Here is a 25,820-nt window from a genome sequence, read left to right as displayed (position 1 = left end):
TAGCATTTAGTTTAAATAAAAATAGTAGATTAAATTATGTACACTTTAAAATTAAAGAAAATAAATTGTGTTTTATTGATTATAATGGCAGTACATCTTATTGCCTGTGAAAAATCTGAAATAATTGAAGTGAAATCACCTGATCAAACTAAAAGTTTTAATTTAATAAAACAAGGAGATAGTAATAATATTACTTTTTCAATTAAATATAACGATCAAACTGTTGTATTGCCTTCAACTTTAGAACTTATTTCAAATCAGCTTGATTTTTCTGGAAATGTAGAAGTATTAAATGTTGAAAGTACAACGGTTAATAGCCAATGGGAAAGCAAGTTTAGTGAATTAAGCCCTATACCAGATAACTATAATCAGGTAAAAATCTATTTAAAACAAGGTAATGCTAAATTAAATTTAATAGCTAGAGCTTATAATGAAGGTGTGGCTTTTGCATACGAAATTCCAGAACAAAACAATATTGTGAAGCTAAAACTAAGTGAAAATATTCATTATAATTTTACTAAAGATTATTTAGTTTGGTCAACACCTAAACGTGGTAAAGGAGTTTTAACTGCACAAGGAGAATACAAAAAAAATCCGTTAACACAATTACAAGAAGGTTGTGAAAGACCATTGGTTATTGAGGTGGCAGATAGTATAAAAATTGCCTTAGCAGAAGCTCGATTGGTAGATTTTGCAAGATTAAGCTATAACAAAGGAACATCTTCAAACTTTAGCATACTTTCTTCATTAGATGGAAGAATGGAAGAAGTAAAGCACGATCTTGTTTCAGGTGCTGATCTTTCTGAAAGAGACAAAAAAGGATTTAAGGTTAACCAAAAATTACCAATTCTATCTCCTTGGAGAGTTGTTATGATAGGAAAAAGCCATGCTGAATTATTAGAAAATAATTATATCATTCAAAATTTAAATCCACCATCTGCAATTGACGACTCATGGGTTGAGCCAGGAAAAATTTTACGTGAAGCTACTTTAACAACTCAAGGTGGTTTAGCAGCTATAGATTTTGTGGCAAGTCATAACATGCAATATGTGCATTTTGACGCAGGTTGGTATGGAAATGAAATGGACAATGCATCTGATGCTACAACAATTACTTTAGATCCAAAACGCTCTAAAGGACCTTTTGATATTGAGGCAATATGTAAATATGCCAAAGAAAAAGGTATAAAAGTTATGCTATATGTTAACCGTAGAGCTTTAGAAGGTAAGGTAGATGAGGTTTTTTCAGTACTTAAAAAATGGGGAGTTTCAGGAGTAAAGTATGGTTTTGTAAGAGTGGGTGACGAAGATGCTACAACTTGGATGCACAATGCAGTTAAAAAAGCAGCAGAATATAAATTGGTTATTGATATTCACGATGAATATAGACCTACAGGTTTTTCTAGAACCTATCCTAACTTGTTAACTCAAGAAGGAATTCGAGGAGATGAAGAAACAGTTCCTAACGAGCACACATTAATAACAATGTTTACAAGAATGTTAGCTGGAGCTGCAGATAATACCGTTTGCTATTACAATAAACGAGTTGACAGAATGGGCTCTAGAGCATCGCAATTAGCTAAAACAGTTTGTTTGTTTAGCCCTATCCAATTTTTGTATTGGTATGATAAAGCTCCGGCAGCTCCAATAAAAGAAGATGGTTTATGGGGTAACACCAACATTATTGGTAACGAGCCAGAATTAGAATTTTTTAATAATGTGCCAACTACTTGGGATGAAACCAAAGTGTTAGAAGCTAAAATAGCAGAAATTGGAGTTATTGCCAGAAGAAAAGGTGAAGATTGGTTTATTGGAGGAATTAATGGAGTAAAAGAACGTAGTGTTGATTTAGATTTTTCATTTTTAGAAGCTAATGAAACCTATAAAGCTAAATTATTTACAGATGATAAAACTGTAAAAACACGAACGCATGTTAAAATTGAAGAATTAGAATTAACAAGCACTTCAAAATTAGATTTAAACATAAAAAGTAATAATGGCTTTGCTATTCAAATTTTAAAGCAATAGTCATTTACACTAGTATTCATTGAATTAATAAAAATTATGAAAATAAAATCAAGTTTATCAAAATTACTACCTGTTCTATTGTTTATATGTATAATTTCTTGTCAATCTATAAAAAATGTAAAAGCTGAGGCTAAAAAATTACCTGAACGACCAAACATTATTTTTATGATGTCTGATGACCATGCATATCAAGCAATAAGTGCATACAGTAATCATTTAATAGAAACACCAAATATTGATAGAATTGCCAATAAAGGCATAAAGTTTACTAATGCCTGTGTTTCAAACTCAATTTGTGCCCCTGCAAGAGCTACCATATTAACAGGTAAACATTGTCATATGCATGGAAAAGTTGATAATGTATTTCCTTTTGATGAGTCTCAAACAACTTTCCCTCAAATTATGCAAAAAGCTGGTTATAAAACTGCAATGTTTGGGAAATTACACTTTGGAAACAACCCTAAAGGCATAGATGAATTCAAAATTTTACCAGGGCAAGGGCGGTATTACAATCCAATTTTTAATACCAATGAAGGACAAATTACTGTTGAAGGTTATGTTACTGATATTATTATGGATATGACCTTAGATTGGTTAAAAGAAAACAAAGAAAATGATCAACCATTTATGTTATTTTCTATGCAAAAAGCACCTCACAGAGAGTGGTTGCCGGCTCCTCGTCATTTTAAAGAATATACAAAAAAAACTTTTATAGAACCAGAAACGTTGTTTGATGATTATGAGGGTAGAGGAAGTGCTGCAAAAACGGCAGAAATGAACCTATTGAAACATATGAATTGGGCAGGAGATGCAAAAATATACCCTGAGCTTATGAAAGAGTTAGGATTAAAAGATGAATCTGGTTGGGATTTAGAAGCTTTTGAAAGAGAAGTTGGAGCTATGAATGATGAGCAACGCGCTGTTTGGGATTCCATTTATGGACCTGTTATGGAAGATTTTAAAGAAAAATATCCAAATATGGATGATAAAGCTTTAATGAAATGGCGTTACCAACGTTATATGCAAGATTATTTAGGATGTATTGCATCTGTTGATGAGAATGTTGGTCGTTTATTAGATTACTTAAAAGAAACTGGTCTTGATGAAAATACCGTTATTATTTATACTTCAGATCAAGGGTTTTATTTAGGTGAACACGGTTGGTTTGATAAACGTTTTGTGTATGATGAATCTTTTAAAACACCTTTATTAATTAAGTGGCCAAATGTAATTGCTCCAGGGATTACAAATACAGAAATGGTTCAAAACCTTGATTTTGCTCAAACAATTTTGGAAATAGCAGGTGTTAAAGCTCCGGCAGATATGCAAGGAGAAAGTTTGGTTCCGTTATTAATTGGAAATTATTCGGAATGGACAAGAGATGCAGTATATTATCATTATTACGAGTATCCAGGTATTCATATGGTAAAAAGACATTATGCTATTATTACTCAAGAATACAAATTGGCGCATTTTTATTATGATGTTGATGAATGGGAATTGTATGATAGAAAAAAAGATCCACAAGAAATGAAAAACGTTGTTAACGATCCTGCTTATGCTGATATTGTAGTTAAACTAAAAAAACAATTAACAGAATTACGCGAACAGTATGGAGATAGTTCAGAGTTAGATCAAAAAATACTTCAAAAGTATTTAGAAGCTAAGAACAACCCAGATATTGAAACAGTTCCGCTTCATTAAAATTAGAGATACATAAAATTAGAAGATATTAAATAAGAACACTAAAAAAGTTCATCCATGAAATTAATAAAAATAGTACCAATATTTATTTTTTTATTTTTAGCTGAATTTCCAATTTTTGGACAGAAAACAGGGAATCATCCTCAATTATTTGCAACTAAATCAGATAGACAAGAGCTATTAAATAAAATAGAAAATGAAACTTGGGCAAAAGATTCTTGGATTAAATTACAGGAAGAGATAAATCCGTATGTAAACCGTCATGTTACCAATCCAGAGTGGATTGTTTCAAGATTGGCAATGTATTGGAAAGATGGAGAGCGTTATACACAATGCTATATTAAGACACAGAATTGGGACTATGGAGAAGGAAATGCTCCAGTTCCAACTGTTCGCTTACCTGGTATGCGTACTTGGAATGAATATGTAAATGTACCTTTAGAAGATAGAATACCTTATAATGAAACTGGTGATTTGTTAGGTGTTAGTAAATCAAGTGCCGATAAAACTCCTGTATTAGTTCCATATAAAAAAACAGGGCATATGATTCGTGCTAATAATATGGAGATTTTAAACCTAGCTGAAAAATCGGCATTTGCATATTATATTACGCAAGATGAAAAATACGCAAAATTTTCAGCAGATATTTTATGGACTTGGATGTTAGGAACTTATTATATGGAACCACCATTAGATCCAGAAAAATCTACCAAAGGGCCAGGAGGTTATAAATCAGGTGGAATTATGGGTTATTATGATTATGAAGTTATTCATGATGATCTACAAATCCCTACTTCCATAACATATGATTTTTTATATGATTATTTAAATAAGAATCCACATCCACATTTAAGAACAATGAATAAAACAACAACGGAAGTTGCAGGTGTAATTTTTAAACGTTTTATTGAAATTGGATTAATTAGAGGAGGTAAAATAGGAAATTGGAATGTAAATAGATATAAAAACATTATAAATAGCATACTTGTTTTAGAGTCTAATGATTTTTATAAAGATGGAAAAGGAAAAGAGTATTATATACCTTTTTATACAGAAAATAAACCGTCAGATTATTATGCAGGCTTACCAGAAATATTAGAGTTTTATAACAAAACTACTGGTTTATGGCCAGAGTCTCCGGGGTATGCTTCCGCAATGATTCCAACAGTGTTAGAAATGGGAGTAAAATTATATAAATCTGGAGTTAATACATTAGCAGGTAACCCAATTATTTCTAAAGCAGCTTTAGCAAATTTAGGTTGGTTAGATTCTCGTGGGAATTTAGTTCTATTTGGAGATATGCGTGGCGGCCCTGCAAACATTTCTTCATTTGAATCTTTACTAACCTACGCAACTTGGGAAGGAGATATAGAGACAGTTAAAAAAATGGCTACTGTAATTCAAAAAAATATTTCATCTGGACAATATGATAGAAATAAATCTAATTGGCAAGGAATAATATTTAATCAACCTTTGCCAAATTCTGAAAAAGATTTACCATATCATAAAGCAGCTTATTCACCATTTCATAAACATATCATTATGAGAAATGGAAACGATGAAGAAAATGGGTTAATGTACACGTTGTATGGTGGTACATATCAATCTCATTTAGCTGAAAACGGATTAGCTATGCAGTTTTATGGTAAAGGTTGGGCAATGGCTCCAGACGCTTCGGCATACGAATCTTATTGGTCTTCAGATGCTGGTTATCATAGAGGAATTACAGGTTCTAATACAATTGTGCCAGGATATAAAAAAGGACCTATAGTTATAAATGCTATGGATCCATCTGTTGATACAACTAAAAGTTTTTATAACAAAACAGAAACGTCAAATAAAGTGTCTTTTACAGATGTTACAGCATATGAAAAACGCAGAGTTGTTGCAATGATTAGAACTTCTGAAATTACAGGATATTATGTAGATATTTTTAGATCCAATCAATTAGATAATGATTATTTACATCATAATATAGGGAATTCAATGCTTTTGAAAGACGATTTAAATAAACCGTTAAGTTTAGAATATGTAAATGATTTAGGAGTGAAGTACAATGAAAATTATTCTTTCTTTAAAAATCAAAAAAAAGTAAACTATACAAAAGATTTTATTTCAACTTGGACTACAACTAATGTTTCACCAAAGTTAAATGTAGATATGTGGATGATGGGACAAAATAATAGAGAATTATATGCTGTAGATGCGCCACCTACTACACTGAGAGTAGATGTTACTCCAGGTGAAGTAAATATAAGTCCAGAAATTACACCAACATTAATTGTTAGGCAAAATGGAATTAATGGAGCTGAAAATCCATTTGTTTCTGTTTTTGAAACATATGAAGAAGGAGAAAAGGATATTGAATCTATTTCAAAAATTAGTACCTCTGATAATTTTATAAGCATTGCTGTAAAATCAAAAAACAGCAAACAATATATTTGCAATTCTATAGATAATGTAGTTTATAATCCAATAAAGGGTTTAAAGTTTCAAGGAATTTTCGGAATTGTTTCAGAAAAAAATGGAGGATTTGAGTACTTATATTTAGGAAAAGGAAAATTATTACAGAAAGGAAACTATAAAATTGAAGCTGTTGATGAAGCTGTATCAGCAGAATTAAAATTAGAAGGTGGTAAATATTATTATTCTTCAGATAAACCTGTTTTAATTCAACTTAAAAAAGAGAAAGCAATACTATATCCATCTGGATATAATATTGAAATTGAATAAGGCAATAATAAATCAATTATTTTAAAATGAAGAAAATTATATTTTTTATTATAATTATTACTCTTGTGTTTTCATGTAGAACTACCGTAAAAACAATAGAACTATTTGTTTCACAGAATGCTGTTTCCAATCAGCTTGGAACAAAAAAATTCCCATTTGCCACGATAGAGTCAGCTATTGCAAAAGCAAGAGAAATAAAACAAAATGAATCTGATGTTAGTATAGTTGTACATGTGCTGAAAGGAGAATATAACTTATCTAAAAGTATTACAATTACACCGTTATTAAACGGTTTAATTTTTAAAGGTTCTAGTGCTTCAGAAGTAATTGTAAAAGGATCAATTCCTTTATCTTTAAAATGGGAGGCGTATAACGCTAATATTTTTGTAGCCGAAGTTTCTAAAGATTTAGATTTTGATATGGTTTTGGTTAATGGAGAGCCTCAAATTTTAGCGCGTTATCCAAATTATAATGAAGAAGGACATTACTGGCAAGGTTATGCTTCTGATGCTATTTCAAAAGAACGTGTAGCTTCTTGGAAAAAACCAGAAGGAGCTTATTTTCATGCAATGCATAATGGTAGATGGGGAGGTTTTCATTTTGAAATTACAGGTGTAGATAATGAAGGAAATGCGGTTTTAACAGGAGGACATCAAAACAATAGAGGGTCAGAACCACATGAAGAATTTAGAATGGTTGAAAATGTGTTTGAAGAGTTAGATAGTCCTGGAGAATGGTTTTTAAATAAAGAAACTAACAAACTGTATTATTGGCCAACCAACCATATTGTTTTAAATGATTCTAAAATTGAAGTTTCAGCTTTAAAAGATTTAATTCAAGTTAAAGGTACTTTAGAATCTCCGGTAAAAAACATAACCATTAGTAATATTACTTTTAAAAATACCAAACGTACTTTTATGGAAGAGTTTGAGCCTTTATTACGTAGTGATTGGACCATTTATAGAGGAAGTGTTTTATTTTTTGAAGGTACAGAAAATTGTAAAGTTGAAAATAGTGAATTTACCAATTTAGGTGGTAATGTAATTTTAGCAAGCAAGTATAACAAAGGGTTAAGCATTATTAGAAATCATATTTACAATTGTGGTGGTAGTGCAGTATCTTTTATTGGTGATCCATCAGCCGTTAGATCCCCATCATTCAATTATAGAGAATTTGTACCACTATCAGAAATGGATACCGTTTCTGGACCTAAAAATGAATTGTACCCAAGAAAATGTATAGTTGATGATAATTTAATTTACAGAATTGGTAGAATAGAAAAACAAACTGCAGGGGTTCAAATAGCTATGGCAATGGATATTACGGTTAGTAATAATAGTATTTATGATGTGCCAAGAGCAGGAATAAATATTGGTGATGGTACTTGGGGAGGTCATATTTTAGAATTTAATGATGTATTTAATACGGTATTAGAAACTAGTGACCATGGTTCGTTTAATTCTTGGGGAAGAGATCGTTTTTGGCATCCAAACCGTTCTAAAATGGATAGTTTGACAACTGTTTTACCAAATATGCCAAAATGGGATGCAATAAAAACTACAATTATTAGAAATAACCGTTTTCGTTGTGATCACGGTTGGGATATAGATTTAGATGATGGTTCATCAAATTACCACATTTACAATAATTTATTATTAAATAGCGGACTTAAGTTACGTGAAGGATTTTATAGGGTTGCTGAAAACAATATTATGGTTAACAATTCCTTACACCCTCATGTTTGGTTTGAAAAAAGTGAAGACGTATTTAAACATAATATTGTAGCAGATGCTTATCAAGATGTTGGTTTACTAGGTTGGGGAAAAGAATTAGATTCTAATTTATTTCCAAATGAAGCTTCAATGTTGAAATCTCAAATTTATGAAAGAGATATTAATAGCTCATTTGGAGATCCTTTATTTAAAGATCCTGCAAGTTTAGATTTTTCAGTTTCTGAGAATTCGCCAGCATTAAAAATAGGATTCAAAAATTTTCCAATGAATAAGTTTGGGGTGCAGAAAGAAAGTTTAAAAGCATTAGCTAAAACTCCTGAAATTCCGGTTTTAGTTGATCCATCTGAAAAGGAGAGTGCTCCAATAGTAGCTTGGCTACGAAATAATATTAAAAGTGTAAAGTCAGAACAAGAACAATCTGCTTATGGTTTAAAATCGCCAGAAGGAGTTATTGTTTTAAGTGTGTGGAAACATAGTCCAGCTGTGAAAGGTAATGGAATTAAAGAAGGTGATGTAATTATTGAAGCTGATGGAAAAAAAATAAAAACAGTTATAGAGTTTTTTCAAATTAATGCTAAAAATAAGTCAGATGAATTAAATTTAGTTATTATGCGAAATCAATCAGAAATAGAAATTACAATTAGAACAAAATAAAACTTAATAATATGAGAACAATGAAAAACGCACTATTAATAGCACTAGTTGTTATGTTAAACATTAACACTGGTTTTGCTCAAAATAGTAAAAAAGTAAAAAAACTATCAGATGATGAGCGTATGGAATGGTGGCGAGATGCAAAATTTGGAATGTTTATCCACTGGGGTGCATACTCTATAATTGGGGGAGAACGAGACACAAAAATTGCTGGAGGTGGTGCTGAATGGGCAATGGATAAATTAGATTATACAATTAAAGATTATGAAAAATTCCCTGAAATGTTTAATCCTCAGTTGTTTGATGCAGATGCTTGGGTTTCCATGGCAAAAAATGCTGGTATGAAATATATAGTACTTACTTCTAAACATCATGAAGGTTTTGGATTATGGGATTCAAAAGTATCGGATTACGATGTCATGGATACATCACCTTTTAAGCGTGATATTGTGAAAGAATTATCAGAAGCTTGTAAAAAACAAGACATTGTATTTTGTTTTTACTACTCTATTGTAGACTGGCATCATCCGCAAGCACAGGGTAATTTATACCCTAATTACAATATTTCACAACATGATGATCCATCAGTTGTAAATCCTGAATTTCCAAAATATTATGAAAACTATATGAAACCTCAGGTAGGTGAATTATTAAAAAATTATGGTGAAATTGGTGTTGTTTGGTTTGATGGTGATTGGATTTCAGATTATACCACAGAAATGGGTAAAGATCTATATAAATATATCCGAGAAATTCAACCAAATACTATTGTAAACAATAGAGTTGATAAAGGTAGAACAGGAATGGATGGAATGGATAAGGAAGGAAATTTTGCTGGTGATTTTGGTACACCTGAACAAGAAATTCCAGATACAGGAATTGATTCTGATTGGGAAGCTTGTATGACAATGAATGGTTCTTGGGGGTATAAACCATCAGATAACAAATGGAAAAGCAGTGAAGATTTAATTCAAAAATTAGTAGATATAGTTTCAAAAGGAGGTAACTTTTTGTTAAATATTGGACCTGATGGATATGGAAGATTCCCTTCTGAGAGTATTAGACGATTAAACGCAATGGGAGAATGGACTCAAAAAAACGGAGAGGCTGTTTACGGAGCTTCTGCTAGTCCTTATGAAAAACCATCTTGGGGAAGATATACTAAAAAAGATGGTGTGCTTTATGCTCATGTTTTTGATTGGCCAAAAGAAGGAACATTAAAGTTACACAAAGATATTAAGATTAAAAAAGCGACAGTGTTAACTAACTCGAATACAATTTTAAAATCTATTGGAACTTCTCGTGAGGTTTTATTAGATGTGCCAATGTTGGCTCCAGATACTACTGTTTCTGTAATAAAAATAGAATTAGCAGATTAATTTTTTAATTAATGATATAACTTTAAAACTCAATTTTTAAAGTTTATATGAATTTCTAAAAAATAACATTGTAGCAACTAAATAAGTTAATACAATGTTATTTTTTTTGCTTAATCAATAAGCTGTAAATTTTAATTTGAATATTTTTGAGAAATAAAATTTATGTTAGTTTTTATTGATATAGATTATTAAAAGAATTAATAAACAATAATTTATGAAAAAATTAATCAATTTAGCATTTCTTGTATTAGGTTTAATTTACAATTTTAATTCAATTGTTGCTCAAGAAAATATGAAAGCGAAAGAACTTTCAAATATTGAATATCTTAAAGAAATTTCGGAATGGACAGAAGAAAATAGGGAAGCTGTTTATGGAGTTTCTGAGAGTTCATTTGAAAAACCAGAATGGGGAAATTATACCCAAAAAGGAGATGTAGTATACGCACATGTAATTGATTGGCCTATAGATGGAAAATTGATAATTGATAGAGGAATGAAAGTAAGAACCGCTTATTTAGACTATGGAGGGAAAAAATTAGTAACAAAACTAATTAATGGTAATTTAATTGTTTTTTTACCGGAGAAAGCACCAAATAATATAGGGACAGTTGTAAAAATTGAATTAACTCCTACAGAAGATTGGGCAAATTTAGAACGCTATAGAAACTCAAATACCAATTTAAAAACACCTTCTGAAAATGAGAAAAGAGTTGTGTTTATTGGTAATTCAATAACAGATAATTGGACAAGAGATCACGGAGTTTTTTTTGAATCAAACCCTTCATACGTGAATAGAGGTATTAGTGGGCAAACAAGCGCTCAAATGTTGTTGAGATTTAGACCCGATGTAATTGAGTTAAAACCAAAAGTTGTGGTGATATCTGCTGGAACAAATGATATTGCTGGTAACAGAGGTTCAATAAGTCTAGAGCAAATAGCAGGAAATATATTCTCTATGGTAGAATTGGCAAAAGCACATAATATTAAAGTTATTTTAGCTTCATTATTACCTGCTAGTAGTTATTCTTGGAGTCCTTCCGTAGAGCCAGCTAATAAAATTATAGAGTTAAACAAACTACTTAAAGTGTATGCGAAAAAGAACAAAGTTTATTATTTAGATTATCATACAGCAATGGTAAATAATTATAAAGGACTAAAGAAAGAGTTGGGTAGAGATTCTGTTCATCCGAATGTTGACGGTTATAAGGTTATGGAACCATTGGTAAAAGAGGCGGTAAATAAAGTTTTAAATAAACAATAAAAACAATTTATAAATGATGAAAATTAGATTCAAGTACTTAAAAGTTTAGGCCTTTTTTATTATTAAAAATAATACGTGTGTTTTTTAAATGTATCAAATATGTAGGATCTTTAATTTATATAAAATGAATAATAGTTTATTTAAACTCTCATCTAATTAATATAATATTGTTGGGTAGTTTTTACTTAAAATTTCAGTTATATGAATAAAAGAATTTTTTTTATTGTTGTTGGTTTATTTTTTTTATTGCAATCGTGTTCAAAAAATAAGAATGAGTACAAAGTTAATTCTCCAAATAATTTGGTAAAGTTAACTTTTAATGTTGACAATGGAAGTTTAAATTACAATGTTGATTTTAAAAATAAGGTAATTGTAGACACATCTTCACTTTCAATTTTTGAAAATGTTCCTGTTGAAATTTTAAATGCTGAAATAAAATCTAATTCTTCATCTTGGGAACCTGTTTGGGGTCAGTTTAGTGAAATTAAAGATGAACACAATCAGTTAGTTTTAAACTTAAAAATGGGTGATAAAACCAGTAAGTTAATTGCCAAAGTTTTTGATGATGGAGTAGCCTTTAAATTTGAAGTAGATAATATTTTAAATACAGAAAATGTAAATTTGTTTTGTGAGTATAATATTTCAAAAGATGGTGTTTTTTATACTCCAGCCGGTGAAAGCGTACCAAAAGGACCTTTTACAATAACAGGTTTAGAAAACACTTCCGAAGAACTTCCTAAGTTGTTAATGCCATTGGTATTTGAAACTGCTAACAATGTTCATATAGCTATTTTAGAATCAGATTTGTTTGAAGCAAAAGGTTTTAACGCTATGAAGTTAAATTTTGATAAAGAATCTAAAAAACTTATCTCAACTAACAAAGTTAACCTTGTAAAAGATAAATTAGTGTCGCCTTGGAAAGTAATACTTATAGGTGAAACAGCAGGTGATTTGGTTACAAATACTATTCCGGTAAACATAGCAACACCTTGTAAGATTGAAAACACAGATTGGATTAAACCTGGTAAAACATTATGGGATTGGCGTGTTCACGGATATACAGCTCCTGATGGTTTTACTTACGGAATAGATAATGAAAGTTATAAACGATTTATTGATTTTGCAGCTGAAAAAGAAATCGAATATTTTTTAATTGATGATTCTTGGTACAAACATGCTTCAAAAGGTCATTTTGAACTTTCCGAAAAATTAGACCTTAACGAAATTAGTGAGTACGCAAAGAAAAAAGGTGTAGATCTTATTCTTTATTACGATAGAAAACATGGTGAATATGGTGATAAGGAGCTTTTTCCATACTATCAATCTATAGGAATGAGTGGAATTAAGTATGGTTTTATGGGAAAAAATATTGAGTTCTCAAGAGATGCTATTAAACAAAGTGCTGAGAGTGAATTATTAATTGATTTTCATGATAATCCGGTTCCATTTACAGGTGTTAGTAGAACGTATCCAAATGCAATTTCTAGAGAATATTGTCACGCCCAACAAGATTCACGAAGAGCTTTTACACCTGAAGCATTTATTAAAATGGCACTTGTAAATGCAATTCAAGGTCCTTTAGATATGAACAATGGAAATTTTGATATTACTGGAATAAACTCAGGAATAAGAGAAAAAAGTCCAAGAAGAAAAAACAGCTACTTTTCAACAGTAGTTTCAGAAGCTGCACGAACATTAATTATTTTTAGTGGTTTAGTTTGTATTCCTGATGCTCCAGAAGCTTATAATGCTAAGGCAGATTTATTTAAGTTTATTCAAAAAATGCCGGTTGGAAAATGGGATGAGACTAGAATTCTAAATTCAAAAATGAGTGAATACATTACTACTGCTCGTCGTTATGGTAAAGAGTGGTTTATAGGAAGCGTAATTAATAGAAAAGGAGGAAGTTTAGATATAAACCTTGATTTTCTTGAAGAAGATATAGCTTATGAAGTAACTTTTTATGAAGATACTTTTGAAACTGATTGTGAAACCAATCCAGAAGCGTATCAAATTAGAAAAGCTAAAGTTAAAAAGGGAGAAATTATTAAAGCTCAAATGGCAAAAGGTGGTGGACATTGTATGTGGATTAAGCCAATGAATAAATAGAATAAATATTTTCAAGTTGCACAATATGAATTCTTTAAAGAAGATTACACTATTACTTTTTTATATACTAATAAGCTTTAGTTGTTCTAAAGAAAAAGTTCAAGAAAAAAGTAAGCCTAATATCATTTTTTTAATGACCGACGATCAACGTTGGGATAATATGGGGTGCTATGGAAAACCAGAATTTAAAACACCAAACATTGATAAATTAGCGAGTGAAAGTGTAGTTTTTGATAAAGCGTATTATGCCGTGGCAATTTGTATGCCTAGTAGAGTTACTATGATGACGGGTCGTTACAATTCAAACCATAAAGTTGGTTTTGTTGCACCAACAGATTACACTTTGTCCCAGTCCGATTTTGCTAAAGGATATCCTGCAATACTAAAAAATGAAGGTTATAGAACAGGTTTTATTGGTAAAGTTGGATTTACTGTAACCGAAGAGACTACACGTCCAAGCACACCAACAGAACATTTTTATAAAGAACAAATGGGAAATGTTTTTGACTTTTTTGCAGGAAGTGAAACATACGATAGAAAAGGTTTTGTAACCTGGCCAGAAGATGATACTGGTTTACAAGAAATTTATAAGGAAGGAAGAGAAAATACTGGAAGAACATTAAGAACTGGTGATGCAATGTTACGTTTTTTAGAAACGCAGCCTAAAGATCAACCATTTTGTCTTTCGGTAAGTTTTTATGCAGTTAAACATGATAGAAATGAAGATATGTTTATGCCACATTACAATCTGTTTAAAAATGAAGAATTATCGGTTCCAGAAAATTGGGTTGAAGGTGAAAATGAAGAACTACCAACAGTTGTAAAAGAGAATGCTCGTGGTGTACGTTTACATAAACAAAGATCTTCAACTCCTGAAATGCATCAAAAATTGGTTCGCCGTTTTGCAACGCAAGGTTATAGTGTAGACGATCAAGTTGGCCGTTTGGTAGAAAAATTAAAAGAGAAAGATTTGTTAAAAAATACTATTATAATTTATACTAGTGATAATGGTCGTTTTCAAGGTTCACATGGATTTTTTGATAAATGTTTGTTGTATGAAGAATCGGTGAAAGCACCATTAATTGTTTATGATGGAAGAGTTTCAAAAGAAAAACGAAGCTATAGAAATAACGCTTTAATTTCTTCAGTAGATATGGCTCCAACTATTTTGTCTTTAGCAGGTATAGAAGTCCCAAAAAGTATGCAAGGAAGAGATTTTAGCAAAATTTTGAATAAAACAGAAGATATGTCTAAATGGAGAGATGCAGTGTTTATGGAAGATCTTTTTATAGAAAAAATGTTTCATAATCGTTATAAAGAAAACGTTGATGCGATTAACGATAGTTTAATTAGAAATAACAAATCTTACCGAAGTCATGGAATTAGAACAGAGCGCTATAAGTACTTTGTTTATTACGAACATACTCCAAGAATTGAAGAATTATACGATTTAAAAAATGATCCTTTAGAACAGAAAAATTTGGTGAATGATTCAGAAAGCTTAGAGGTTTTAATAGAATTAAGAAAACAAACTGAAGAAATGTACCAAGAGATACTTAAATAAAAAGAAATTATCAAAATATTTTAAATAAATTTTATAAAATAGATAAAATGAAAACAATACAAGTTGCAACAAAGTACGTATTAGTTTTAATAGTTATGGTTTTTTGCAGTACTTCTTGTACAGAAAAAAAGACTAAAACTATTAATAATAGTGAAAAAAGTCAACCAAATATAATTTTAATTATGGCTGATGATTTAGGCTATGGAGAATTATCATGTTACGGAAGTACAAAAATTAGTACTCCAAACATAGATCAATTGGCGGCTGAGGGAGTTAAGCTAACAGATTTTCATTCTAATGGACCATTGTGTAGTCCAACACGTGCAGCATTAATGACAGGAAAATATCAGCAAAGAACAGGAGTAGAAGGAGTTATAACAGCTAAAAGCCACAGAGAAGTTGGTTTAAGTTTAGATGAAACTACGATAGCAGAATTATTAAAGGCAGAAGGTTATTTTTGTGGAATGTATGGTAAATGGCATTTAGGATATGCCGAAGCGTTTAACCCAACTTACCAAGGTTTCGATGAGTTTACAGGTTTTGTAGGTGGAAATATAGATTACCATTCTCACGTAGATCAAGAAGGATATTTAGATTGGTGGAAGAATAAAGTTATTGATAATGAAGAAGGTTATACCACAGATTTAATTACCAAACATGGTGTTGAATTTATAAAAAAATACAACTCTAATAAAACTGGAAAACCATTCTTTTTATATTTATCTCAAGAAGCACCACATTATCCAATTCAAGGTAGAAATGATGCGCCAGTTAGAGAGGTTGGAAACAAGAAATATATAAGAAAAGTTTTAAATGATAGTATTCAATCAATATATATAAGTATGATTGAAACCATGGATGAAGGTGTTGGAGAAATAGTTAATGCTGTAAAAGAAGAAGGGCTTTTTGAGAATACGATTATAGTATTTTGTTCAGATAATGGAGCTGTTGGAAAAAGAGGAGATAATGGCGTATTAAGAGATTCAAAAGCGTCAGTTTACGAAGGTGGTCATAGAGTTCCAGCAATAATAACTTATTCGGGTAAAATTAAGCCGGGAATTGTAAACAATACTCCAGTAATGTCTATGGATTTTCTTCCAACGTTTGTCGAATTTGCTAATGAAAAAACTACAGTTAATAATATAGATGGTGTAAGTATAAAAAACATGTTACTTCAGAATGAAGCCATTGCAGAACGTGATTTGTTTTGGAAATTTAGAGGAAGAATTGCTGTGAGAAGTGGGAAATGGAAACTTGTTACGCTATATTTAGCTGAAGAAGGTGAACGGATTAACCACTTATTTAATTTGGAAACTGATTTGTCTGAAAAATACAATGTTGCAAAAGATCATCCAGAGTTAGTTTCAGAATTGTTAGATAAAATAGAAAAATGGCAGAAAGATGTTTATAAAGGCGTAGATATGGTGGCAGAATAATTTTACAACTATAATACTATTAAAAAAAGGATCCAAACTTTGAGCTAGTTTGAATCCTTTTTTTTGAGATAAATATCAATCACAGCTATAATTTATATAAAATGAATTATGGTTTATACATTCTTCAAATTAATAAATATAATATTGCTTTATAATTTACATTTTACCAGAATAAATTAATTTAAGGATTTAGTAATATGAATAAAAGGTTAGTATTAATTGTTTTCAGTTTATTTTTAATTTGCACAGCTGCAATTTCGCAACAAAGGGATTATTTAATATATACAGAAGCCAATGTTTCTAAACTTAAGAAACAAATTTCAGAGGGTAAATCAATCGAGGAAAGCTGGAAAATTCAATACAGAAAGGCAAAAGAATTACTCAAAAAAGATAAACTAAAGTCAACCGACGCTCTATTATTAGGATTAATTTATAGGGTTACTAGTGAAGAGAAATTTGCCGATAAACTAAAAGAATTGCTTTTGGATTATGGTGCTAGAAAAACTTGGGAAGGCAGTACATTATTAAAAAGAAATCCGCCTTGGAAAGGAGGTTTAGGAACATCTCACACGAGTTATGATATTGCTATGGGTTTTGATTGTATTTATGAGTACTTAACTGAAAAAGAGCGTAAAGAAATTGCACAAAGTATTTTAGATTTAGGAATATTACCAGCAAGAGAAGACTGGTTAAACCCAAATACAAATATGCATACATTTGATTCTATGGGTCATAATTGGTGGAGTGCTTGTGTGTTTATGTCAGGGTTTGCATCATTGGCTATAAGAAATGAATTTCCTGAGGCTGAAAAATGGTCAAAAGAAATTGAAGAGTCTGCAATTGAGTGGATGAATTACTCGGGAAACGTATTACAAAATAAACCTCCAACTTTTGATAAGGAAGGTGGTTTTTATGAAAGTGTTGGCTATGCTGCTTATGGAACTTCGCAATATTTATTATTTCTTAATGCATTTGAAAATGTATGGCCAAATACTTCAAAAAATAAATCTTCAATAATAAATAAGATAGGAGACTTTTTTATAAATACAACGTATTTTGTTGAAGGTGGTAAAGATCTAGCTGTAAATTTTGGAGATTCTGGTGAATATGCTAATGGAAACAGAATAGTAAGGTTACTTTGGAATTTAGGATATAAAAATAAAGATTACCAATGGTATATGAATCATGTAACTAACGCAGAACATAAAGATTCTAGTATTGCCGAAGCTTTAATTTTAAACCCAGATTTTGATACTAACAATGTAAGTGTTTCATCAGATAGACCTAAATCATACATATATAAAGATATGGGTTGGGCAACATTGCGTAACTCTTGGGAAGACAATAAAACCATGTTAGCAGTAAAATCTGGCTTTACTTGGAATCATACTCACGCCGATGCTGGTTCATATATTATATTTCATAATGGAAAAAATTTAATTATAGATTCTGGTGCTGGAAGTTATTTAAATCCATTGTACACGGACTATTATTGTCAAAGTGAAGCTCACAATGTAATTTTCTTTAACGGAGAAGCTCAAAATAGAAAAGATCCATATTTTGGAACTATTAATTCTGGTTCACTTCATAATTTAATTGATGGACAAAATTTCAAATATATATTAGCAAATGCAACAGGGCCGTATTCACATATATTAGCTAGAAACTACCGTAATTTTATTTGGGTAGGAGATGTTATTTTGGTTTTAGATGATTTGTTAGCTTATGAACCAGGACAATTTGAATGGTTGTTGCATTATAAAGGTGAATCTAATTTAAAAGGTGATATTGATTTAAAAATAAAAGATGATGATGCACAAATAAGAGTTCGTCCACTTTTCCCAGAGACTTTTCCACCAGGAGGTGAGCGCCCACATGACTTTCCAGAGCATATGCGATTAACTGAAAAAATTGGTTATGAAGATCATCATCCTGAGAATGAAAAACCGTATTGGTCTATTAGTCATTTTGAAAAAACAGCAAGAACCAAATTTGTTACAGCTATACTTCTAGAAAACGATGAGAATAAGAATAATTTACCTGTAATTACAAAAGATGAAGGTAAAAATTATTTAAAAGTTTCTATTACTCAAAAAGGTGAAACTACTGTGGTATATTTTAATTTACTAGCTGATGGAAGATTAAAGCATAGAAATAGTTTAATTAATATTGAAGGTTGGGAAACCGATGCTTATTTAACTGTTTTAAAGTTTGATGAAGGTGCAGATAAGACAGATTTTGATAATGTTAAGGAATTATTTATAAGTCACGGAAGTTATTTACGTAGAAATAATCAAACATTGGTTCACGCATTATCTAAATATACTGCTCTGGTAGAAGGTTTTAATTCTAATCCAAATGTAATTTTTCAAGGGCAAGATTTTGCAAAATTTAGTTTGTACAGTAAAGCCAATAAATCATCATTGATGATAAATAATACAATTAAGGATGGACAATATAATTCAAAAAATAAATTAGTAAAAGTAGGCTTATAATAATCATTATTTATATCTATTTTTCATATTATGATAATTAAACTTCTTTTTATAAGTGTATTAATAGTAGCTATTTTAATTAGTTGGTTGTCACAAAATCCTATTTTATCAATTAAAGATAGAGACTTTTCATATATTATGACCCTACAGCAAAAGTTTATAATAGTAAGGAGTATGTTTATTGTTCGTGCGATCAAGTTGGAGCAAAAAACTATTCAGGAATGCAAGATTATTTGGTGTTAGAATCAAGTAATTTAAAAACTTTGAAAAACCATGGTGTGGTGTTAAAACCACGTGAGTACAATTAGGCTCAAGGTCAAATGAATGAACCAGATGTTGCTTATAAAAATGGTAGGATTATTTCTATCAACGTGGAGATGTAAATAACTTAAGGTATCATCAACAACCTGTCTGTTTTGATAAAATGGAATTCAATGCTGATGGTACAATTAAGCTTATAGAGTATAATAAATAAAAAGATTTTTAATGATTTTTAAATTTGTTAGAATGTGATTTTTAAGAAATTTAGAATTAGAATATTGAAATTAAAAGTTTAAGAATGCCAGTCCAATTAGAACTTTTTGTGAATAATAATTAACCGTATTTCTAAATCATAAAAAAATATAAAATGATTACCATAATTAAAACAAGTGAATTTACATTACAAAAGGTGTGTGTACTATTGTTAATGTGTTTATTAAGTGTAAATATCTACGCTCAAAAAAGTAATGTAATTCCTTTGCCTACAAATCTTGAAAAAGGTTATCCACGTTTATATATAACTCAAAGTGGTAAAAAGAATTTAGAAAAAACAATTAAAAAAGAAGCTTGGGCACAAGATGTTTTAAAAGGTATCCATTCTCGTATTGATGGTTATGCTGAAAAGCATGTTACAGATAGCGAATGGTTAGTTTCTCGTTTGCAAATGTACTGGAAAACAAAATCTACTAATATTTATATTAACGGAATAAATTATTCTCATGCCGATGGGGAAGCTCCAGTTCCAACAGTTCGTTTATGCGGTTCTAGAGATTATACAACACCTTATGGAAAGCCAAAACTAGAAGATGTTTTACCTTATATGGATGATCCACGAGGTTTGTATTTACCAAATCGCAGCAAAGAAGGTAATCCTTTTGAATGGGCTGAAATTTCTAAAACAGGACGTATTATATATTCTATTAATGAAGAAATAATTAATTTATCTAGAGATGCTGCCTTTTTATATTGGTTAGAAAATGATGAACGTTATGCAAAAATGGCTTTTGATGTGTTTCATACTTACATGGAAGGAATGTCTTACCGTAGTGAACCAATTGATTTATTAAATGGTCATATTCAAACGTTAGTTGGGCTAACATGCTTTCAGGTAATTCATGAAAGTACTTTAATTTCTGTGGCAGAATTATATGACTTTCTTCATCCATATATAGAACAAAATTACCCAGATAAAATTGAAATTTACGATGCAACTATAAAAAAATGGAATGACTTAATTATTAAAAATGGTGTGCCACAAAATAACTGGAACTTACATCAGGCGAAAATAATTTTAAAAGCAGCCATGGTATTGCAAGACAATGAAAATTATGAAGATAAAAAAGGTCGTGAATATTATATAGATTATATTTTAAATGTAACATCGGCGCGTCAATGGTCTTTAACCAAATTTATGGATTTTGGTTATGATAAAACAAATGGAGTATGGGCCGAATGTCCAGGATATTCACAAGGGGTTACCAAAGATTTGGTTCATTTTATTAGAGACTTTGATAATACATTTAATCATAATATTTTACCATACACACCAGTTATTCCTATAGCAGTAAAAATGCTTCCTCAATATTTGTTTCCTAATGGGCAAAATGTTGCTTTTGGCGATTCAAACTATGGAGATATTTATATGGAAGCTATAACCGATTTAATACGTATTGCCCAGAAAAATAAAGATGAAGCTCTGGAAAAGGAGTTTACAGGGATGTATCTGTTATTTGAAAAAGAGTCTGGAGATTCTACAAAATCTAAAGAAAAACTTAAAGCTGATTTTTATTCTTTCTTTCAAAGTAAGCCGTTGGTAATTAATACTAAATATCCAATTGGAGATATTAATGCTTATATTACTCAAACATTTTATGCTCCAAATGTTAGCTGGCACGTGCAACGAATGGGAAGTGGTAAAAATGGTATGATGGCATCATTAAATGCTTCTCTTGGGAATCACATGCATGCTAACGGTATTAATTTAGAGTTGTACGGTAAAGGTTTTGTTCAAGGAGCAGATCCAGGTAAAGGAGCAGGTTATTTACAACCAATTTATCTTGAGTTTTATTCGCAGTTTCCCGCGCATAACACAGTTATGGTTGATGGAGTTTCTTCTTATACTGAAATGTTTAGCAATCATGCGTTTGATTTAATGGGTGAATACCCAAAGTCTGAACAAAAAGAAGGTTTTTATGAAAACATTACTTTTTCTGATGTATACTTTTTAGAGCCAGAAACTCGAAGTGATCAAAGTAGATTGGTAAGTGCAATTAAAACTGGCGAAACTACAGGATATTATATAGATATTTTTAGGTCAAAGAAGCAACGAAAAGGAGATAAATTTCATGATTATTTTTATCACAATTTAGGTCAAAGTATGGAAGTTATGGATGCTTCTGGAAAACCATTAAACCTTAAACCTAGTGAAGAAATGGCTTTTGCCGGTGGATATTTATATGCTTTTGATTATCAATGGGATAAAAAATCTATAAAAAGTAATGAAGATTACCAAGTACAATGGAAAATAGATAGACCAGGAGGAGAAGAAGATGTGTTTATGAATTTATGGATGCAAGGAACTGAAGGACGTGAAATTTTCTCATTAAAATCACCTCCAAATAAAGCTTTTAAAAAGCATAATTTACCGTATGATGTTAGTATGGCTCCTTACTTAACGTTGGCTGCTCGTCAGCATGGTGAAGCTTGGGAACATCCATTTGTTTCTGTCTTTGAGCCTTTTACTTCAACTGAAGGTAAGAGTATTGAAAAAATTAAAGGGTTTGAAGATGAAAATAATAGCACTGAGTTTGTTGGAATTCAGATTAATCATAAATCTGGACGTGAAGATTTTATTTTTTCTTCTAAGAATGAAGAAAAGGCGAAATATAAAAGTATAACTACAGATGCATCTTATGCTTTAGTTGGGACTGAAAAAAATGGTGATTTTGTACTGTTTTTAGGTAAAGGAAATCAGTTAGAAGCAAATTCTTATAGTATTTCAACAAGCGAATTAGGAAATGTTGTTTTAGAGCAAAAAGCAGAACAATTATTCTTACATAATCAAGTTCCAGTAACAATAGTTCACAATGGAATAAAAAAAGAGTTTAATGTAGGAGATTATAGGGAAGTAAAGTTTTATTAAAACAAAATTTTTAAAATTTAAGAGATATGAAAGATATTCAAAAAAAATTTCAGGTTAATTCTGTAGCAAAGCATAAAACACAAAATTGTTTAGTTCTATTATTGAGTTTATTGCTTTTTTATAGCTGTAAATCAGTAGGTGAAAAAGCTCCTGAATTAGATTTTAATGAATATTATAGCTATGCAAATAACGGAGTTATTTACCCTTCAGCAAAGCAGGTAGAAATGCTTAAGAAGGTAATTCCAAATAAAACGTTTGAACCAGCTCCAAGTATAAATGATAGAGATTATTGGGGAAAAATAAGTCAAACTAATTCAGGAAAAGAGTGGTTGGTAAAAGCAATTAGTTCTATAGATGAGAAACCAGAAGTTCCAATATCAGATTCTATTTATAGAAAAGCAAATAAAGGAGGAATTAGAGGTATTTATAAACCACGTTATTACCGAACTATGCAAAGACTTGAGTCTTATGTTTTAGCAGAATGTATGGAGAATAAAGGTAGGTTTATTCCTCAAATTGAAACTTATGCGACTGCTATTATGAATATGAAATCTTGGTTGCACCCAAATCACGATGATAATGAAAATAGTGTTTTAGAAGGTAAGCGTGTTTCTATAGATTTAGGAGCAAGACGTTTTGGTAGTGATTTAGCATTGACTCAGCAATTATTAGGAGAAAAATTATCGCCTACTATTAACAAAAGAATTACTGAACAATTAAAATGGAGAATTGTAGATACATATTTAACTTCTTGTAAAGAGAATGATAAAAACAATCATTGGATTAAAAGTACTAGTAACTGGAATTCGGTTTGTACAAGTGGTTCTATGTTTGTAGCAATTTCAACTTCAAAAAGTAAAGATGAACGTATAGCAGCTGTGGGTTCTGCACTTAACAGTATGAAATACTTTTTGTCTGGTTTTGGACAAGATGGATATTGTTCTGAAGGAGCAGGATATTGGAATTATGGTTTTGGACATTATCTTTATTTAGCTCAAATACTTTATGATTATACAGATGGGCAAATTAATTTATTTGATGCTGGTAATTCTGAAAAGTTAAAAAATGTAGGGAATTTCCCAAAAACATACCAAATACATCCTGGTATTTGTGCGCCATTCTCTGATGGAGTTTCACACGTTTCAAACGACGGAGGTTTTGCCTACAATATGTCAGCTAGAAAATATGGAGCTAATATGCCAGTGAATCCAAAAAAAGCAAAAACTTATGATTCTTATTCGGCGGTATTTCAATTAATTGAATGGGAGTATGAAGCTGAGGAGAATAGTAAAAAAGAGATTTATCAATCAATAAATGAGTTGCCAGATTATACGTATTTTGACGACTTTGGTATTGTAATTTCTAGAGGTAAACAAAAAGAGCCATTATCAATAGCAATTAAAGCAGGACATAATAGTGAAAACCATAATCACAGTGATGTTGGAAGCTACACAGTTGTATTAAATGAAGAGATTATAACTGGCGATATAGGAGCGCCATCTTATATTGCAGGAGCTTTTTCTAAAGATAATCCAGCAAGAAGTTCTTGGGGACATCCAGTACCAAAAATTAATAATACTTTACAATCTAATGGAAGAGAATTTGAAGGTAAAATAAAAGAAACCGAGTTTTCAAAAGATTTGGATAAAGTAGTTATAGATTTAATAACAGCTTATGAAATTGAAGCTTTAACCAAATTAGAAAGAACAATGAGTAATGATAAATCTGGTTTAGGAGAAATTTCTATTACAGATACGTTTTCAGCAACAAAACCAGTAACTTTTGGCACTTCAATTATGACACTTTCAGACTATGAAATTGTAAATGATAGCACAATTATTTTATCTGTTAACAATCAAAAACTAAAAGCTATAGTTTCAAGCGATTCTGGAACCGTAAAAATTACAGATGAGATTGTTCCGGTAAAACATTTAAGAGAAGGCGGCCCAGCTTATAGAATAGGTATAGAAATTACAAAACCAATTAGTGAAGGAGAAATTTCAGTTGTATATTCGCCATATAAAGATAATTAAAAGGGTAAAGTAATTTTTTAAGGAGTTTATAAAAAATGAAAAAAACAAGATTTTATGTTCAATTTATTGTAAGTTTTTTTCTGTTAATTTTAAGTACAACATTAAATGCTCAACTAAAAGATAAAAAGCTAGTAGAACTTCTAAATAGTTCAATTTATGTAAATCCAAAGGTTTATTGGAAACCAGAAATGGATAGAGGAAGTGTTAAGGCTCTATTTTATGAAACACTTCAATATAAAGGAAAACAAACACGCACTTTTGCATACATAGGTATTCCAAAAAGTGATAAGCCAGTTCCAGCTATGATTTTGGTTCATGGTGGAGGAGGAAAAGCCTTTTATGAATGGGTGAAAATTTGGAATGATAGAGGATATGCGGCTATTTCTATGAGTTTAGAAGGTCATAAACCTGATTTAAATGGGAATGGTAAATATTCACATGAATTTAGTGGACCAGTTAAAGTAGGACGATTTGATGATGTTGAGCTTCCAATAGAAGATCAATGGATGTATCATGCGGTTTCTGATATTATGATAGCTCATACTTTATTAGCAAATTTGCCAGAAGTAGACGCCAATAAAATTGGAATAACAGGGATTTCTTGGGGAGGAGTTTTAAGTAGCTTAGTTTCTGGAATTGATAATAGATTAAAATGTGCTATACCAGTTTATGGCGCAGGATTTTTATACGAATCTAAAGGTCATTTTGGAGATTTAAGAGAAAATTCTCCACAGATTTTAGAGAAAAAGAAGTTTTGGGATCCAGCAAAGCAGTTTATAAATGGTAATATTCCTACATTATGGGTAAATGGAGATAGCGATGCTCATTTTTCGTTAAATATTACCTCAAAGTCTTTTAACGCAACAAAAAATCATGCTCTGTTATCAATTCATCCAAAAATGTTACACGGGCATAAAGCTGGATGGAATCCAAAGGAAGTTCCTGAGATTTATGCATTTGCAGATAATATATTAATGAATGTGAAGCCAGGTTTGGGAAAAATTGTAAAACAACCATCAAAAAGAAGGCTTAAACTAAAATATAAATCCGAAATACCAATAAAAGAAGCAACAATTTATTATTTAAATAACGAGTTAACTTATGCCGAGAAATCAACTGGCATTAAGAATTCTTCAAACATAAAATGGTTAAATTTCCCGGTGAAGGTTAACAACTCAAAAAAAGAAATAAGACTAAAGTTGCCAAAAGAAGTTAAAACCTATTATGTAAACCTAAAAGATGCTAGAGGTTATATTATATCATCTGTATTGGTTGAATTGTAATTAAA

Annotated in this window: 13 protein-coding genes; all 13 read left to right on the top strand. The window is 30.6% G+C overall.

All coding sequences use genetic code 11. The features are described from left to right. Nucleotides 1–84: 84 nt before the first annotated feature. The 13 genes from ABY298_RS00270 (at nucleotide 85) to ABY298_RS00210 (ending at nucleotide 25,815) form a co-directional block, all read left to right on the top strand. On the top strand, nucleotides 85–2,028 hold the full coding sequence (locus tag ABY298_RS00270; RefSeq protein ID WP_372743972.1) for a glycoside hydrolase family 97 N-terminal domain-containing protein: 1,944 nt from the start codon (nucleotides 85–87) through the stop codon (nucleotides 2,026–2,028). 36 nt (nucleotides 2,029–2,064) lie between these two features. Then, nucleotides 2,065–3,732, top strand: coding sequence for a sulfatase (locus ABY298_RS00265; protein ID WP_372743971.1), 1,668 nt, complete (start codon nucleotides 2,065–2,067; stop codon nucleotides 3,730–3,732). A 57-nt stretch (nucleotides 3,733–3,789) separates the two neighbouring features. Then, nucleotides 3,790–6,465, top strand: coding sequence for a hypothetical protein (locus ABY298_RS00260; RefSeq protein ID WP_372743970.1), 2,676 nt, complete (start codon nucleotides 3,790–3,792; stop codon nucleotides 6,463–6,465). Nucleotides 6,466–6,491: 26 nt separating this feature from the next. Then, entirely contained in the window at nucleotides 6,492–8,852 is a 2,361-nt protein-coding gene (locus ABY298_RS00255; protein WP_372743969.1) for a right-handed parallel beta-helix repeat-containing protein, read from the top strand. Nucleotides 8,853–8,863: 11 nt separating this feature from the next. Beyond that, nucleotides 8,864–10,231: an alpha-L-fucosidase gene (locus ABY298_RS00250; RefSeq protein WP_372743968.1), complete on the top strand. Its 1,368-nt coding sequence runs from the start codon at nucleotides 8,864–8,866 to the stop codon at nucleotides 10,229–10,231. A gap of 214 nt (nucleotides 10,232–10,445) precedes the next feature. Next, nucleotides 10,446–11,492 (top strand): GDSL-type esterase/lipase family protein, encoded by a 1,047-nt coding sequence (locus ABY298_RS00245; protein WP_372743967.1) that lies wholly within the window; start codon nucleotides 10,446–10,448, stop codon nucleotides 11,490–11,492. Nucleotides 11,493–11,693: 201 nt separating this feature from the next. After that, entirely contained in the window at nucleotides 11,694–13,601 is a 1,908-nt protein-coding gene (locus tag ABY298_RS00240; protein ID WP_372743966.1) for a glycoside hydrolase family 97 catalytic domain-containing protein, read from the top strand. A gap of 25 nt (nucleotides 13,602–13,626) precedes the next feature. Beyond that, nucleotides 13,627–15,165: a sulfatase-like hydrolase/transferase gene (locus ABY298_RS00235; protein WP_372743965.1), complete on the top strand. Its 1,539-nt coding sequence runs from the start codon at nucleotides 13,627–13,629 to the stop codon at nucleotides 15,163–15,165. Between the two features lie 47 nt (nucleotides 15,166–15,212). Next, complete coding sequence (locus ABY298_RS00230; RefSeq protein WP_372743964.1) at nucleotides 15,213–16,601, top strand: sulfatase; 1,389 nt, start codon at nucleotides 15,213–15,215, stop codon at nucleotides 16,599–16,601. Between the two features lie 197 nt (nucleotides 16,602–16,798). Beyond that, the gene (locus ABY298_RS00225; protein WP_372743963.1) at nucleotides 16,799–19,096 is read left to right on the top strand and encodes a heparinase II/III family protein; all 2,298 of its coding nucleotides are present in this window, start codon (nucleotides 16,799–16,801) and stop codon (nucleotides 19,094–19,096) included. A 628-nt stretch (nucleotides 19,097–19,724) separates the two neighbouring features. Continuing rightward, the gene (locus tag ABY298_RS00220; RefSeq protein WP_372743962.1) at nucleotides 19,725–22,499 is read left to right on the top strand and encodes a six-hairpin glycosidase; all 2,775 of its coding nucleotides are present in this window, start codon (nucleotides 19,725–19,727) and stop codon (nucleotides 22,497–22,499) included. A 26-nt stretch (nucleotides 22,500–22,525) separates the two neighbouring features. Beyond that, nucleotides 22,526–24,532: a hypothetical protein gene (locus ABY298_RS00215; RefSeq protein WP_372743961.1), complete on the top strand. Its 2,007-nt coding sequence runs from the start codon at nucleotides 22,526–22,528 to the stop codon at nucleotides 24,530–24,532. Nucleotides 24,533–24,567: 35 nt separating this feature from the next. Beyond that, a complete protein-coding gene (locus ABY298_RS00210) occupies nucleotides 24,568–25,815 on the top strand; it encodes an alpha/beta hydrolase family protein (RefSeq protein WP_372743960.1) in 1,248 nt (415 codons plus the stop codon). The last annotated feature ends 5 nt before the right edge of the window (nucleotides 25,816–25,820 follow it).

The organism is Lutibacter sp., assembly GCF_041596795.1.
Classification (GTDB): domain Bacteria; phylum Bacteroidota; class Bacteroidia; order Flavobacteriales; family Flavobacteriaceae; genus Lutibacter.
This window is presented reverse-complemented; position numbering and strand designations above follow the sequence as displayed.